At 42.2% G+C, this 15,766-nt stretch carries 11 protein-coding genes; 6 read left to right on the forward strand and 5 right to left on the reverse strand.

Going from position 1 to position 15,766, the window contains the following annotated elements:
• Positions 1-44: 44 nt before the first annotated feature.
• From ABD772_RS17265 to ABD772_RS17280, 4 genes are all read left to right on the forward strand, one after another.
• Complete coding sequence (locus tag ABD772_RS17265) at positions 45-1,523, forward strand: carbohydrate-binding protein (RefSeq protein WP_345107392.1); 1,479 nt, start codon at positions 45-47, stop codon at positions 1,521-1,523.
• A gap of 39 nt (positions 1,524-1,562) precedes the next feature.
• Positions 1,563-2,645, forward strand: a complete 1,083-nt coding sequence (locus ABD772_RS17270; protein ID WP_345107395.1) for a PKD domain-containing protein — start codon at positions 1,563-1,565, stop codon at positions 2,643-2,645.
• Between the two features lie 83 nt (positions 2,646-2,728).
• Complete coding sequence (locus tag ABD772_RS17275) at positions 2,729-3,934, forward strand: DUF4185 domain-containing protein (RefSeq protein WP_345107397.1); 1,206 nt, start codon at positions 2,729-2,731, stop codon at positions 3,932-3,934.
• A 282-nt stretch (positions 3,935-4,216) separates the two neighbouring features.
• Positions 4,217-5,797, forward strand: coding sequence for a CotH kinase family protein (locus tag ABD772_RS17280; protein WP_345107400.1), 1,581 nt, complete (start codon positions 4,217-4,219; stop codon positions 5,795-5,797).
• Positions 5,798-5,864: 67 nt separating this feature from the next.
• Here the strand turns inward: ABD772_RS17280 and ABD772_RS17285 are convergent, their stop codons facing one another.
• From ABD772_RS17285 to ABD772_RS17305, 5 genes are all read right to left on the reverse strand, one after another.
• On the reverse strand, positions 5,865-7,310 hold the full coding sequence (locus ABD772_RS17285) for a TolC family protein (protein WP_345107403.1): 1,446 nt from the start codon (positions 7,308-7,310) through the stop codon (positions 5,865-5,867).
• Positions 7,310-7,987, reverse strand: a complete 678-nt coding sequence (locus ABD772_RS17290) for an ABC transporter ATP-binding protein (protein ID WP_345107406.1) — start codon at positions 7,985-7,987, stop codon at positions 7,310-7,312. The genes ABD772_RS17285 and ABD772_RS17290 overlap by 1 nt, the downstream gene beginning before the upstream one ends.
• Before the next feature lie 138 nt (positions 7,988-8,125).
• Entirely contained in the window at positions 8,126-10,537 is a 2,412-nt protein-coding gene (locus tag ABD772_RS17295) for an ABC transporter permease (RefSeq protein WP_345107409.1), read from the reverse strand.
• 101 nt (positions 10,538-10,638) lie between these two features.
• A complete protein-coding gene (locus ABD772_RS17300) occupies positions 10,639-11,316 on the reverse strand; it encodes an ABC transporter ATP-binding protein (protein WP_345107412.1) in 678 nt (225 codons plus the stop codon).
• A 39-nt stretch (positions 11,317-11,355) separates the two neighbouring features.
• On the reverse strand, positions 11,356-12,612 hold the full coding sequence (locus tag ABD772_RS17305) for an efflux RND transporter periplasmic adaptor subunit (RefSeq protein WP_345107415.1): 1,257 nt from the start codon (positions 12,610-12,612) through the stop codon (positions 11,356-11,358).
• Between the two features lie 263 nt (positions 12,613-12,875).
• On the opposite strand from ABD772_RS17305, the gene ABD772_RS17310 reads away from it, so the two are divergent.
• Positions 12,876-14,234 (forward strand): sigma-54-dependent transcriptional regulator, encoded by a 1,359-nt coding sequence (locus tag ABD772_RS17310; protein WP_345107418.1) that lies wholly within the window; start codon positions 12,876-12,878, stop codon positions 14,232-14,234.
• Positions 14,224-15,564 (forward strand): sensor histidine kinase, encoded by a 1,341-nt coding sequence (locus tag ABD772_RS17315; RefSeq protein WP_345107421.1) that lies wholly within the window; start codon positions 14,224-14,226, stop codon positions 15,562-15,564. Before ABD772_RS17310 ends, ABD772_RS17315 begins: the two co-directional genes overlap by 11 nt.
• Positions 15,565-15,766: the final 202 nt, after the last annotated feature.

Below are 15,766 nucleotides of genomic sequence, written 5' to 3' on the forward strand. Positions count from 1 at the left end.
TACCGACTCTTGCTCATAAAATATTATTAATTTCAAAGAAAGAAATGAAAAGAATTTTTACTCCCCTACAAATAGCATTTGTTGGACTAATTGCTATTTGTGCCACTTCTTGTCAGCACGAAAAGCTGAATGAAGTTGTAAAAGAGCAGTCTTTTGCAACGGTGAAGGCAACACTGCCTGCCAGGATAGATGTTGCACAAGGCAGCACTTACACCCTTACGGGTGCTGAGTTAACTGTACCTGCAACCATTAATTTTTCGTCAGCTACCAGTAGTGCGTTTACTATTGATTTAGCGACTAATACCGATACCGTTGCTAGCCTGGTAAATTCGGGTGTGTTAGCACCTGGTACCGTTGCGTTTGCAACTGGCGCTGCTGCTGTTACGCCGCAAATTACTATTCCTGCAGGTGTTACTTCTTTTAGCTTTAATGTTGTTATCAGCCGTTCTGCGCTGGAACTAGGATTTGGCAAAACTTTAGCTGCTGTAATCAAGGCTACTACACCAACCAAAGGAAATAAAATTGACAATGCTAAAGCAGCGATGATTGTTACGGTGAAAACAGCTGATGTTATAACTGCAGAGTCAATACATGATATTTCGTTTGGTGTGACAAATAAAATTGTAAACCTTGCGGGTTCAACGTATTATAGTTTGGGTTCATTATACCTTACTGTAAGCATTCCGGTGGTGCTTAATGGCGAGCCAGGTTCAGAATTTAATGTTAATGTGGCTTCGGTACAAGATAGTGTAACTAATGGTATTGCCAGTGGTTTATTGCCTAACTCGGTATTGTATCCGGATTCTAAAATTTCTGTTGTAACGCCAACAGTAACTATCCAAAACGGTACAAATACGGCTTTGCTTACTGTGAATTTGAAAATCAACGACTTGTTAGCTCAGCAACCTGCACCTGCTACGCCTTCAGTTAAATCGCCAACTATAGCGTTAACATTAACAAGCTCTTCTAAATATCAAATTACTACAACCAAGATCAGAACCGTTTATGTTGTAATAGAACCGAATTACTTCAGACCATATTACGGTACACCTTTCTTGATTAAAGGTACCGTAGGTGCGGTATCAGATCCTATTTATTGTGCTTACTACGACTTTGGTGGCGAAGGTGTTGCTTACCATGACGATAACAGTAAGAGTGGTGATGGCGGTTGGAGAACTCCTGACTATGTTGACGTAAATCCAGACTACACCCCAAGATCGGTAGTTGGTTGGACTTCAAGCGGCGAGTGGTTAAGCTATAGTGTTAATGTTGAGCAAACCGGTACATATCAATTGAATACCGTGATTGGTGGTAACTCACAAAATCGTACGTATTCAGTGTTTGTTGATGGTGTGCGTTATAACCAAACGCCATACCCGGTGACTTATACCACTAACTATAACAACCAGGGACCAAATTACACCACTATCCAGCTGACTAAAGGCTATCACATTATTAAATTATATTGGGATAATGCCGATTATGACGTTCGTGGTATGATATTTACCAGATTAGCCAACTAATAAATTTAAAATCCTAATTATATTTAAACTATTGGTATTATGAGAAAATTATCAAACCCTTTTGGACTTTTATTTTGCATGGGAGCGCTTGTGTTGGCATCTTGTTCAAAAAAGGTTGATCCCGTGCAACAAGAGACGACTATTGTAAACCCGCTTGCCGACTACACAGTTACTCCGGATGCTAATGACGGCTTTACCTTTAAATACAATAATCTGTCTAAAAACTTTAGTAAATTAGAGTGGAGATTTGGTGACGATACTTTAAATACAACAGATAGCCCTACGCATACTTTCCTGACTACCGGAAAGTTTACAACCGACTTGAAAGTTTTTTCAAGCACAGGTACTTTTTCGCACAAGTACGTTGATATCAACATTGTACCTGATAGCGTACTTAAAGTAACTGCGGAAAAAACAGGGAATCCCCTGGAGCTTAAAGTGTCATTTGTTTTTAAAGGTACCGCTGCACATTCTACTTGGACATTTAATGATGTGGATCCAACCAATAGCAAAACTACCAAGGTGACATATACAGATCAGCAAACTGTTACCCGTACCTTTTTGTACGGTAGTTTTAACAGTTTCAGCGTAACTGTTACCTCAGATAAAGGTTCAACTGCTACTATTTCACGTAACATTACTCCTGACGGTATCGCTACCGATATTACCCAGTCTCGTATAGCGTGGAACTCAACTAACGAAAACACAGTTCAAGGTCCAAACGAAGGTGCTGCTAAGCTGATTGATGGTAACCCGGATACTAAATTCGGATTTTATTCAGCATTCCCGGTTCCTGAGATTTTCACTTTGCAATTTGCTTCAGCGGTTACTGTGAAATTATACGCAATTGAAAACGGTAATGACTCGAATAGTTCTCGTGACCCTAAAGAGTGGAATTTGGAAGCATCGCAAGACGGACAAACTTGGGATATAATTGATCACCAGTTACTTACGATTGGTTTTGCTGATTACCTGAACTCAATAGGTCAAGGCGCTACCAAGTATAAGAGATTTTTCTACTATCCGATAGCTAATCCAAAACCATATTCTTGGTACAGATGGCATATTATTAGTACTTTCCAAACCGCTTTCCAGATAGAGGAGTTTAGATTGTATAAATAATTTCCAAACTGAATATTTATAAAAAGGCAATTTTCAATATTGAAAATTGCCTTTTTATTTTAAGCAGATTTAGGCTTAGCCTCATGACGGCCGTAAATAAAATAATAGCAATATCAATACTGCTGAGTATAGCTTCTTATGGTTATGCCCAAAGCCCTATGGCATTGCCATCTACGGATCTAACCACCCTAAATTATACCGTGGAACTTGCTCCCGAATGGACCGCATTGCTTAAACGCTCTGCCGGTTGGTTTGGTGGCGACGGCATATTTACCATACCACTTAATGGCGTAGAACACAGGCCGACTACTGCTAAGGACAAAATCCTTTTTATTTTTAGTGACACTATGATTGGCAATATTAAGGACAATGTTTTGATGCCGGGATCAGAGATGATCCATAATTCAGCGGCCATTTTAACCGGTAATAAGCCCAATAAGGATAAAATGAGGTTTTCTTGGGATACCACTCAGTCGGGTAAACCGGTATCATTGTTTATACCTCAAACGCCCAAAACAAAAACGGGTGATTACTTTTGGTTAGGCGATGGTTTTGTAAATCGCGAACTTAATAATAGCCTCTATATATTTGGTTATCGTATCCATAATATCGACACTGTTGCTTTTGGGTTCAAAGAAGTTGGTAATGTTCTGATTAAAATTCCGGCTCACGATAAACCGCCCTACAAATTGCAACAGCAATATGATACACCTTTTTATATAGACGGTAAAGACGGCAATACAGGCTCTTTTGGCGCTGGGATATATGTTAATACCAGGTGGGCATCTGCGCCGAATCCAGACGGTTATATTTATGTTTATGGCGTTGTAGGCAAATACAAGAATTTGCTGGTTGCCCGCGTTAAACCGACAGATTTCGAAAACTACAATAAATGGGCCTACTGGGACGGTAAGGGATGGAGCCGTAATATAACAAAGGCGGCAAAAATAGCCGATTGGGTATCTAACGAATTAAGCGTTAGCCCAATGCCTGACGGCAGGTATGCTTTGATATTTCAAATTGGTACTATAACCAGGGATATAGGCTTACGAATAGGTGAAACGCCTTATGGCCCTTTTGGCCCGGCAATTAAGATATGGGATTGTAGTAAAGACCTGTTAAAGAAAACCTATATGGTTTATAATGCCAAAGCCCATCCCAGCTTGTCGGCCGCTGATGAGCTTCTTATCTCTTATAATATAAACTCTACCCAGTTTTTGAAAGACCTTGCGACAGACCCTAATCTTTATCGTCCGCGCTTTATCAAACTTAAATTTAATAAGCACTAATTTGTTACAGTAACGTTTTTGTGCTAATTCAAATCTGTAACTGTTTGGTAGTTAACTTTGTACCAATCTCCCTGATTAAGAAGAACTTTTTAGAGCTTGCCTCTTAGCTGCTTTCTAATCTGACTTTAATATTTGATAGTCAGATAATTTGCATCTTAACATGTTACCAACGATAGTTGTAAGCAAAGCCCCTATGCTTGTAACATTTTAGCATAAAAAAAACGTTTATTAATCAATCTGCAATAATTCGTGTCAATAAATAAAGTACATAAATCCTTATATATGAAGCTGTCTTGCCTGGTTTACGTATCAATTTTTATGCTGCTGGTAGCCGGTTGCAAAAAGAATGATATTGGCCAGAATGGTGTAAAAACCACATTGAAAAATGGCAATGGCAAATCAAACCCAATATTGCCGACTACCGCCCCTCAACTGCTTAACTTCAAAATAAATGGAGCACCCTGTGCATACGATTCGCTAAGCGTTTCTTACTATTACCCCGTTGCTGCAGGTACACCATTAACAGGTTTTACTGTTAATTACGATACAACGGCAACAACAGCCATTTACATTAACAATGTGCGTATTAAAAATGGAGAAGTGGTAAATGCCGTAATAGCCACCAATGACGATTTAGTTATAACAGCTGTTAATGCAGTGAATATTACCACCACCTATCATTTGATAGTTACCGGTATGCCTATAGTAATGCTTACTACCGGCGGCGAGATTGGCGATAATGATATCGGCGCAAAGTTTGATTTGGTTGATCCTGATTACCTGGCGCAACACAGCCAACTTGAAATAGCGTCTAATATAAACATAGCTATACGAGGCGGTACATCACGAGCTTATCCCAAAAAGAGCTTTAAAGTGCATTTGGTTGACGACTCTAATAATGACTCTAACGTTTCACTTTTAGGTTTGCGCAGCGATAACAGCTGGATATTGGATGCTATGTATATCGATCAGTCACGTATGCGCAACCGTCTTTGTACTGACCTTTGGAATACCTTTAATAACGTACCCTACATCGACCAGGAACCTACCGCTTTAAATGGCACCCGTGGTTATATGACCGAAGTGTTTTTAAACGGTAAGTACCATGGTATTTATTGCCTGACAGAGAAGCTTGACCGCAAACAATTAAAAATTAATAAGCAATATGGCGATATGTATAAGGCTGACTATTGGACCAATGAAACGGCCTTTCAAGGCATATCGCCATTTGACAACAACAGCAGTACCTGGGGTGGGTGGGAACTGGAATACCCCGGCCTGGGCGATACGCCTGCGCCCGATTGGAATTATTTGTACAATGAGGTCAACTTTATTTCTGCTTCAACCGATGCTGATTTTAACAGGCAAATAACCTCGAAAGTGGATATTAATAATATGGTTGATTACTTTATTTTTATCAATATCCTCAAAGCAATGGATAACGAGAATAAAAACACTTTTTTTAGTTTTTATGATATCCGCAGTGCCAGTTACTTTTTTTACTCGCCCTGGGACCTGGATGGCACCATGGGCCGCAGTGCCGGAGGTACCGTGACATCAAATGAGATAATCGGCGCTGCAAATAACAATTTATTCCAGCGTTTGATGAATTTAAATACGGCTGATTTTAAAGGGCTGATTAAGGCCCGGTGGAACAGGTTAAAGGACAATCAATTAAGTAAGGCTACCGTTGAAGCGCGTATAGATGTTTATCGTAAATTATTAAATAATACCAATGCGTTTACCCGCGAGCGCCAGATCTGGACCAACATTACTCAGGATGTTAATACAGAAGCGGCCTATATGACCAATTGGTATAGTGCACAGTACGACCAATTTGACAACTACGTGAATAGCCTGTAAGCTGTTCAATAACCAGTACAGGCTGCTCCTGAACTAATATTGACCGATCTGCTAACAAAAAGGGCAGCTACAACGACAGCTTACCCTGATAATAATCCAGTATCTTGGTGCGTACCAGGTAATCATAGCGGGCATTTATAAGGTTTACTTTGGCCTTATCTAAATTGCCCTTTACAATTATAAACTCTACAGAAGTTAAGGCGCCGGCTTCAAAACGTATCTCAGCTATTCGATATGATTCAGCATAAGCGTCAACCTGCTTGGTAAGTAACTGGTATCGGTTGTAGGCGGCCGTCATGTTAGCATAAGCTTGATCTACATTTACTTTTAGCTGTACCTGATTAGCTTGTTCTTCATAGCGCGTGGTCTGCAAATCGATCTTAGCCAGCTTTACCCTGTTACGATTTTGAAAGTAGTTCAGTATAGGGATATTTAAACCCAAGCTTATTACAGTACTATAGTTGTTCCGGAACTGCTCGCTATAACCTATATTTTGGTTAGTATAGTTTGGCTGAACCGTATATACCGCTTGCCGCCCCGATGTGGTCTGGATAAACTGATTGGTTAGAACTGCGGTTGAGTCAACAAACAGCGAGCGTTGTGCGGCACTTGAGTAGTTAGTACTTAACCCGCCCGATAATGATAACGTAGGTAACAATGCTCCTTTAGCTACCTGCAAACTCTTTTCTGCGCTTTGACGACGTAAAGTTCCGGCCTTGACGAAGGCAAAATTATTTAATGAGGTGTTATAAACATCCTCGATGCTTTGCGAATAAACGGTAGTTGCTGCGTCGGCGGCCTGACGCTGAAAGCGTATATCTTTACGGTAATTAACATTCATTATTTGCAGCAAATCAAGTTTGGCTACCGTTAATGCGGTTTGCGCGTTTATCACCCCGATCTGATCGTTAGCCAGTTGGCCTTTCAGATCATATAATTGCGATGGTGGCACAGCGCCGTCTTTACTCTTTGTTTCGGTAAGTTCTTCTTGTTTTTGTGTTAATAACGCCTGAGTATTAGCTTGTGTTAACTGATCTTCGTTACTTAATACCGTCAGATAAGCGATAATAAGGTTTAATGTGATATCATTTTTTGCCTGTTCAAAATCCATCTGTCCGGCTTGATAGTCCAGGGCGGTTTGGCGTATACTGTTTTGAAGTGTCAGCCCACTTGATAATATGAGGCTACCCGACAAGTTATAGTTAGCTGATGTTATAGGCTGATTTAAATAGCCATTGGTAAACGGATTCAAACTGCGTCCTTCGCTGAGACTGTGATTCACAGATCCATTTATTGCGGGCAATAAATGTTCGCGGGCCTGTTGCCAGTAAATACGGCTGGCCTCCATCTGCGCCTCGGTTCTTTTAATCTGTAAGTTGTTTTTGATACCGATGTCGAGGCATTGCTGCAACGTAAGTACTGTGTCGGTAACTACTTGTTGCGCGCTCGCCATCTCACGTATCAACAGCATAACGGTAAGCACCAAAAACCATTTAAATAGCCGCTTCATCATTAAATATTTTTAGATGATTCTATCCTGCCATCTAACAAATTGATAATACGCGTGCCATAGCCGGCATTCTTCTCGGAGTGCGTTACCTGTATAATGGTCATGCCCTCTTCTTTATTTAGCTTTCTGAATAGCTCCATGATCTCGTCGCCTTGTTTTGAGTTTAGATTGCCGGTAGGCTCGTCGGCCAACAATAATTTAGGGCTTACAATTAGCGCCCGCGCTATACCTACCAACTGCTGCTGCCCGCCCGATAATTGCGACGGAAACAGATCTTTCTTACCCACAATCTGGAAACGATCCAGCATATCAGCTACCAGAGCCTTACGCTCGGCTCCTTTAATATCGTGATAAAGTAATGGGGTTTCAATGTTTTCATATACATTCAGTTCATCAATCAAATGATAAGCCTGAAACACAAACCCAATGTTTTGTTTGTATAACGCCTGGCGTTGTTTTTCTTTTAACTGATGGATAGGTTCATTCAGGAAATACTGATATCCTTCTGATGGCTCATCAAGCATACCTATTATATTAAGCAAGGTTGATTTGCCCGAACCGGAAGGGCCCATAATGGACACGAATTCGCCGGCATCAACATCCAGATCAATGTTATTAAGTATGCTGGTTTTAAGGTTGCCGGCCTTATAATGTTTAGATATATTTTTAAGTGATAACATGATGCCAATATATTAATTAGCGTACCAATTAGCTAAGTTGTTGATTTGTAGTTTGTTTTCGAGGTATAAAACCAATTGCTCGTTCGCTATTGCACTGTAGGTGTTCGGTTTCGATACAATATTTTTTATTTGATTTTATTACTCACTTCTTAAACTTTTAACCGGGTTACTAATGGCTGCTTTGACAGATTGAAAGCTGATTGTCATTAATGCGATGACTATAGACAACACCGCAGTAAACACAAATACATTAAGCCTGATATCTGTTCTGTAAGCAAAATTCTCTAACCATTTATGCATAGCATACCAGGCCAATGGCCAGGCCAGCAGATTGGCAATCAGCACAAGTTTCACAAACCTACCGGATAAAAGCACTACAATATTTTGCACCGACGCCCCTAATACCTTACGCACGCCGATTTCTTTAACCCGCTGCTCGGCCGAGTAGGAGGCCAGCCCAAACAAGCCCAAACATGATATCATAATGGCCAGGCCGGTCAGTATGCCCACAATTTTACTTACCTGATTATCTGCTTTGTAAACATCGTTAAAGTGGTCGTCCAGGAATTGGTATTCAAATGGCCGGTCAGGGAAATTTTTATCCCATATCGATTTAATGAAAGCTACAGCCTCGCTGGCTTTGTTGCCATTTATTTTTACCGATAGCTGGTTATAACCCCAGTCACGCCTATAGTTTATAAACAAAGTTTCTATCTTATAATGCAGCGAATTGAAGTTGAAATTTTTGCAAATACCTGTAATAGTTCCTAATGAGTCCATACCAAACCGTTGACCAATCAATACCGACATTGGTGTGTTTTTGGGCATGTCTTTCAATAACTCGTGTGCTAACTGTTCATTGATGATGTACTCGCGACCGGCAGCACCTGTTTCAGGCGAAAAATTGCGGCCTTCCAATACTTTAATATTGAATAGTTTCAAGTAGTTATTGTCAACTATTAAACGCGTTAATCCAAAGTCTTTAGCCGGCCCGTTTGACGGCCTGAAGCTGGCTCCGGTTTGATCCAGGTGGCTCCCTAATACATCTTGCGAAGCGGTGACATCTTTTATTAATAAATTAGCCATTAATTCTTGCTTAAGCAGGTCATACTTAGCATCGGTGTTGCCATTCATTGGTACGGTGACTATCTGCTCGCGCGTAAAGCCGGGATCTTGCTTTTGCATAAAATGCAATTGCTTAACCACAAAAATGGTAGCTATCATCAAGAAAATGGCACTGGTAAATTGGCCAACTACCAGCACGTTTCTAAAACGGCCTTTGTTCTTACCGCTTTCAATGCTGCCTTTCAATACTTTAATAGGTTGGAAGGACGACAAATAAACGGCCGGATAAATGCCCGAAATTAAGCCAACCAAAATGGTGAACCCAACTACAGCCACGGCCTGCATAGGGTTTTGGATAAAGTTAAGGCTGAGTTCGCGGTCGCTTAGCTGATTAATATAAGGTAACGATACCCAAACCAGCATTAGGCTTATAACCATAGCAATAAGCGCCAACATAACGGTTTCGCCTAAAAATTGTATGGCCAATTCATGGCGTTCGGCACCGATAGATTTACGTACGCCAACCTCTTTGGCACGCTCGCCCGAGCGTGCAGTGGATAGATTCATGAAGTTGATACAGGCAATAGCCAAAACAATGACTGCAATAATGGCAAACAGATTTGTTGATTTTTGATCGAACTTTCTGAAGTTGATATAATCCAACCCGATATCAGAAGCGCCTGCATGAATTTCTTTTAAAGGCAGCAAAAATAAAGCGTAATACTTATTCATATCCTGGTTGCCTGAATATTTAACCAGGTATGCGGGTAACTTGCTTTCCAGCGCTTTTACATTGGTGCCGGGCGCCAGTTCGAGATAGGTATCGATCCAGTTGCTGCCCCAGGCCTGCAAATCGGTGGGTTTATAATTTGTACTTAATGAGTAAACTGCGTCAAATTGCATTTGCGAGTTTTTGGGCGCATCTTTTAAAATACCAGTAATCACAAAATTGATCGTATCACCCTTATTGTCGCCGTAATGCGGAATAGTTTTGCCCACAATATTTGTAGTGCCGAAGATCTTTCTAGCGGTAGATTCGGTTAACAAAACGCTGTTTGGTTTTTCTAAAGCCGATTTCCGGTCGCCGCTCAATAAGGCAAAATCAAATATTTGAAGGAACGTTGAATCGACTGCAAAAACCTGCGGCAGATACAATCTTTTATTGTTATGGGTAAAGGTGTATTTATTGCGCCATCTTACACGCGTAAAGTTTTTTACTTGCGGAAACTCATGCTTTAACGTTGGCCCCATTACCGGCATACTTAAGCCAACCTTTTGAGCCGCCATACCTGGGAAGCTTTGTACTTCATTTAAGCGGTAAATATTTTTGGTATGAAAGTTATCGAAGCTTTTCTCATAAAACACAAACAGCATGATCACGATGCAGGCAGCCATACCCACAGCCAGCCCCACAATGTTCAGGGCCGAGAATACTTTGTTCTTCCAAAGGTTCCGCCACGCAATTTTAAAATAATTCTTTATCATGACAGGTTGCTTTTAAACCCTTCCGGTGGTTCCGTCCCAATAAAGGGAAAGAACCGGGAAGAGCACTTAACTAACTAATTGTAAATAGGTATGGTAAGGTCTTATATCATAATATTTTCCATTACAGTTTGCCCGTCTAACAGGCGGATGATACGGTGACTGTAACGGGCATCATGCTCAGAGTGTGTTACCATGATAATGGTAGTGCCCTGCTCATTGAGGTCTGTCAACAACTCCATAACCTCGTTACCATTGCTTGAGTCCAGGTTGCCGGTGGGCTCATCCGCAAGGATGAGCTTAGGGTTATTAACCACGGCTCGGGCCACCGCCACGCGCTGTTGCTGGCCGCCCGACAGTTGCTGCGGATAGTGATTGCGTCGGTGCATGATCTGCATTTTGTCCAGCACCTTTTCTACGCGGCTAACACGTTCTGAGGCAGGGACGCCGGTGTAGATCAACGGAAGCTCCACGTTTTCAAAAACCGTCAGCTCGTCAATCAGGTTAAAACTTTGGAACACAAAACCGATATTATGCTTACGCAGGTCGGCGCGTTTGCGTTCGTTAAAACCGGCCACCTCGATGCCGTTAAAAAGGTAGCTGCCGCCGTCCGGGTCGTCAAGCAACCCCAGGATGTTTAACAAGGTTGACTTGCCGCAGCCCGATGGCCCCATGATGGCCACAAACTCGCCTTCTTTAACCTCGATCGATAGTTTGTTCAGCGCAACAGTTTCCACTTCTTCAGTGCGGTAATATTTTTGCAGATCGGTAATCTTTATCATTTTATCCTCCTACCCATTAAAGGCGTTTAAGTTTCGTGTTTAGTTTTTGTTCAATATGAGTTCCTGTATGTCGCCAAAAGTATCATAGCTTGAGGTTATCACTTTATCGCCTGGTTTTAGTCCGCCCAATATTTCATAATAATCGGTGCTTTGCCTGCCCAACTGCACGGCAACTTTATAAGCTGTTTTGCCATCTTCGCTCATTTTAAACACCCAGTTGCCACCTGTTTTTTCAATAAAGCCGCCTTTAGGTAAAAGAACTTGCTTGGTTTCGTCGCTAAGCGCCAGTAATATTTGCAAAGTCTGTCCGCGGCGAATACCCTTAGGTGCTGTGCCCACAAACTGCATATCCACCTGAAACTTGCTGTTAGTTATCTGCGGAAATACCTTTTTAATTTTTAGTGTATAGGTTTTATCGGCAAATTGAAAGGTTCCGGTAAGGCCGATGTACACCTGCGAAATATAATGCTCATCCACATCAACCCTTACCTTATATCCCGACAAGACATCAATTTGTCCTAAGCGATCACCTTTATTTTTACTCTGTCCAACTTCCGAATCCATTGAGGTTAGCTGTCCGTCTATAGGCGCGCGGACAGTCAGGTCGGCTACTTTTTTACGCATCAGGGTCAGCGTGGTTTTCATTTGGGCGTATTGCTCCTGAGCCTGTTTGTTTTGCTGCTTAACCAGCGCGGTATCCTGCTTCAAAATGCGTTGCGTCAGCTTGCGCCGGTTCAATTGATACTCGTAGGTATTAAGCGCCGATTGATAATCTTGCTGGCTCAGCGCTTTTTGCTCATACAAATGTTTATCCAGTTTATAAATGCGCTCTGCTTCTTTAAAGGCATTGTCCACATCGGCCATCTGGTTCAGTTTGTTGATAGTGTTTGATACCGCATTGTTTTGCGATATCTGCATCTGGGTTTGCGCGGCATAAACGGCTGTTTCCTGGTTGGCCAGGTTTAGCTCCAGGTCGGTGTTTGATAGTTTTAGTATCGGGTCGCCTTTTTTCAAATTGGCGCCGTCTTCAACATATTTTGCTTCTACCAATCCCCCCTCAACAGCGTCGAGATATATGGTGGTTATAGGTGTCACCACACCGTTTACGGGTATGGTGACCACGAAGGGGCCTTTAGTAACTTCGCTTATAGTAAGGCGTTCGGTATCTACAGAAAGTTTGCTTTTTCCGGAGGTAAAATAAATGCTTCCGCCTATTAACAATACAAGGCCGGCAATGCCGCCTATGGTTAACAGACGCTTGGTGCTCCACTTTTTCTTTTCAATTTTTCTATCCACAGTGTTATTCAGATTCTTTTATACATGCTATGTCAATACAACTACGTGCCATGGTATAAATAGCTGTAAATCAATTGTATGCCAGGCGGTTTTAAACTATTTACGTTCGTTTATGACACAACATGTGTTCGGTTTTGATACAGTGATTTTTGGGGGTTTGGTTGCAAAAAATTGTTTTACAGTTGATTACGGTTTATGGTTACATTATTGTCAAAAGCCAACATAATATACTTATTATATTTAATTGTATTTTCACGTATTGTATGTTACTGAAAAAAGCCACTGTATTAATTGTTGATGACGATCCGGATGTATTGACGGCTGTAAAGCTTCTACTTAAAACCGAAGCACAAGAGGTAATTACCGAGAAAAACCCGGAGAACCTGAACAGCTTGCTGCAGCGTAATACCGTTGATATTATTTTGCTGGATATGAACTTTAACAGCGCCATTAATACCGGCAACGAAGGGTTATACTGGCTGCGTAAGGTACGCGAATGGAAGCCGGATGCCATAGTGATCATGATCACAGCTTACGGCGATATTGACCTGGCGGTGCGCTCTTTAAAAGAAGGCGCGGCCGATTTTATGGTAAAACCCTGGCATAACGATAAGCTGATAGAGGTAATTAAAGATCTGCTGGATAAAAAAGATACCGACAGGTCGGCCAGATCATCATTACCAAAAAGCAGCGCCTCTTCAACCACCTTACATGGCGACTCGCCTTTAATGCAGGACATCTTTTTGAAAGTAAACAAGATCGCACCGACGGATGCCAACATATTAATATTGGGTGAGAACGGTACCGGTAAAGACCTCATTGCAAAAGCTATACATGAGCGCTCGTTGCGGGCTGGCAAGCCATTTATTAAGGTTGATGTAGGCTCATTAACTGAAACGCTGTTTGAAAGCGAGTTATTCGGCCATAAAAAGGGGGCTTTTACAGACGCCCGCGAGGATAGGCCGGGACGTTTTGAGGATGCTAACGGCGGCACTTTGTTTTTGGATGAGATAGGCAACATCTCTCTGAGGCAACAAGCCAGGCTGCTTACTGCGCTGCAAAATCGGCAGGTAACACGCCTGGGCAATAATAAACCGGTGGATATTGATATCCGCCTTATCTGCGCTACCAATTTGCCTTTGCAGGAGTTGGCTAATGATAACCGTTTTCGGAAAGATCTGATCTACCGTGTCAATACTGTGGAGGTAACTATGCCCCCGCTGCGCAAACGTGGTAATGATATTGAACTGCTGGCCAGACATTTCGCCGGGGTGTACAGTGCCAAGTATTTAAAGCCGGCCATAACTTTTGATGACAGCGCCTTGCAAAAGCTTAACACATATCATTACCCGGGTAATGTACGCGAGCTGCAATATACCATGGAGCGCGCCGTAATTATGGCCGACAGCAATGTGCTGCATGCTAACGACCTTATATTTTCGTCGATAGAAACTGCGCCTGCAGCCCTGGAACCAATGGATGATATGCCGCTGAGCATGTTAGAAAAAACTACCATCTTGCGGGTCATCGAAAAACATAGCGGTAATATCACCCGCGCCGCCAGAGAACTTGGATTAACCCGTACCGCCCTTTACCGCAGGCTCAGTAAGTATGATATTTAAAGGTTATGAGCTACGCATTATCCTGAGGATAGCACTGTTGTTTTTGACATTGCTGGCCGTTGCCTTCATAATAGTTTTGCATTTGTATGAGTATCTGTTAATAGGCCTTCCACTGGTGGGCCTTGTTGTGGCCGATCTGTTACGTTATCAAAAAAAAGCACACACAGAGGTTAAGCAATTTGCCGAGTCGGTACATTATCGCGATTTTTCGCGGCATTTTGACGTTGGCCGCGCACCTACCGAGCTGAAGCCGCTGCGTATAGGTTTTAACGAGATCAATACCACTTTTAAAGAGATAAGCCGCGAACGAGAGACACAGTACCACTATCTGCAAAAGATACTGGAATTGGTAGACACCGGCATTTTATCGTACGAAGAAGAAACCGGGCGGATAGGCTGGATGAATGAATCGTTTAAAAAGATATTTGGTATCCCTTACCTCAAAACCATCGACTCGTTACAAAAACGCGACGAGAGCTTGTATAATGAAATCACGAAACTGAAGCCGGGCGACAGCAAGGTGGTTTCTATACAACGCAACAAGCAACTTGTTAAAATTTTGCTAACGTTAAGCGTCATCCGTAGCGATGATAAATTGTATCGCCTGCTGGCTTTCCAGAACATCAGTGAGGCGCTGGACGAAACCGAATCAAAAGCCTGGCAAAAGCTGCTGAATGTAATGACCCACGAGATCATGAACTCTGTGGCGCCAATATCGTCGTTAGCCGACACGCTAAAAAATCGGCTGAAGGCCTACAGTGCTGAAACCAGCGGTAGTGCCGACCTGGACGACCTGGAGCTGGGTATAGACACCATTAAGCGCCGCAGCGAAGGTTTGCTGAAGTTTACCGAAAGCTACCGCAATCTCAATAAAATAACCCGGCTCAATTTGAAGAAAATATTGGTGCGCGACTTATTCGAGAACCTCAACAATCTGATGCAGCCCACACTGGCGCAAAAGAATATTGAGCTTAACGTTGTGCTGCGCGATATGCAATTGGCTATAGAGGTGGATCTGAATTTGATAGAGCAGGTGCTGATCAACCTGTTGGTTAACGCCATTGAAGCGGTTAAGGACTGCCCTGAACCTGCCATTACCCTGAGCGCCGAGCTGTCATCGCATAGCAAACCCATATTAAAGATTGCGGATAATGGTGTAGGTATGCCACTTGATCTGATCGAGAAGATATTTATTCCTTTCTTTAGCACCCGTAAATCGGGGAGTGGGATAGGCCTGAGCCTTTGTAAACAGATCATGATGCTGCATAAGGGGAATATCCAGGTGCAGTCGGTAGAGAGTGAGGGGTCAGTGTTTATACTGTCTTTTTAAATAAGACAAGAACCTGCGAGGTGGTACGACGAAGCAATCGCACGCGTATTGTCCTCCTTGCGATTGCCACGCTACGCTCGCAATGAACTGTGTTTAAAAGCAAATATAATTTGAATAATTTTCGTTGTATTTTGTTTTTTGTGTAGCGATAGCAAAAGCCTGTTTAATTAACTTGTTTGCTACTGCGATTAAAGCCAGTTTT

Source organism: Mucilaginibacter panaciglaebae (assembly GCF_039539265.1).
GTDB lineage: Bacteria > Bacteroidota > Bacteroidia > Sphingobacteriales > Sphingobacteriaceae > Mucilaginibacter > Mucilaginibacter panaciglaebae.